We start from the raw sequence: 754 nt of genomic DNA on the forward strand, positions 1-754 counted from the left end.
TGTCTAAAGAAAAATTTGAACGTACGAAACCGCACGTAAACGTTGGTACTATCGGCCACGTTGACCACGGTAAAACAACTCTAACAGCTGCTATCTGTACTACACTTGCAAAAATCTACGGCGGTGTAGCTAAAGATTTCGCATCAATCGATAACGCTCCTGAAGAGCGCGAGCGTGGTATCACAATCTCAACTTCTCACGTTGAGTACGATACACCTGAGCGTCACTACGCACACGTTGACTGTCCTGGACACGCCGATTATGTTAAAAACATGATCACTGGTGCTGCTCAAATGGATGGTGGTATCCTAGTTGTTGCTGCAACTGATGGTCCAATGCCACAAACACGTGAGCACATCCTACTTGGTCGTCAAGTTGGTATTCCTTTCATCGTTGTATTCATGAACAAATGTGACATGGTTGATGATGAAGAGCTTCTTGAGCTAGTAGAAATGGAAGTTCGTGAACTTCTTTCTGAATACGATTACCCAGGTGATGATTTACCAGTAATCCAAGGTTCAGCTCTTGGCGCTCTAAACGGCGAAAAAGAGTGGGAAGACAAGATCATTGAGCTAGCAACAGCTCTTGATACTTACATTCCACTTCCAGAGCGTGCTGTAGACATGCCTTTCCTACTTCCAATTGAAGATGTATTCTCAATTCAAGGTCGTGGTACTGTTGTTACTGGTCGTATCGAACGTGGTATCCTACGTGTAGGTGACGAAGTAGAAATCGTTGGTATCAAAGAAACTAC

General features: G+C 44.0%; 1 protein-coding gene. It reads left to right on the forward strand.

Translation table 11 applies throughout. The features are described from left to right. A partial coding sequence (locus PVK70_RS18800; protein WP_274441717.1) for an elongation factor Tu occupies window positions 1–754 on the forward strand: 754 nt, incomplete at both ends.

The organism is Aliivibrio sp. A6 (assembly GCF_028765505.1).
Taxonomy (GTDB): Bacteria; Pseudomonadota; Gammaproteobacteria; order Enterobacterales; family Vibrionaceae; genus Aliivibrio; species Aliivibrio finisterrensis_A.